Here is a 228-nt window from a genome sequence, read left to right as displayed (position 1 = left end):
ATCTTGTAGGATTTGCTATCATGGCAATTAGCTTTATCACTCCATCCGGCGATGTCTCACCACAGTTAATGGAGCTTTTAGTGATGGAACTGTTAGTTATCCACGTTACCTTCCTTCTTCTATCCTATGGTACATTCACTTTATCATTTGCCTTTTCTTTTCTATATTTTTTACAGCACCATATGTTGAAAGGGAAAAAATGGAGTAAGAGAATGGGACGTTTAGGAA

Annotated in this window: 1 protein-coding gene; it reads left to right on the top strand. The window is 37.3% G+C overall.

Going from position 1 to position 228, the window contains the following annotated elements; translation table 11 throughout:
- Positions 1 to 20: 20 nt before the first annotated feature.
- Positions 21 to 228, top strand: a 208-nt coding sequence (locus AOA62_RS32135) for a cytochrome c biogenesis protein (RefSeq protein ID WP_218244040.1), incomplete at its 3' end; no start/stop codon positions are given.

This window comes from Pseudomonas sp. 2995-3 (genome assembly GCF_002742565.1).
GTDB lineage: Bacteria > Pseudomonadota > Gammaproteobacteria > Pseudomonadales > Pseudomonadaceae > Aquipseudomonas > Aquipseudomonas edaphica.
The sequence above is the reverse complement of the archived record's forward strand: the minus strand, read 5'-3'. Positions and strand labels throughout refer to the sequence as shown.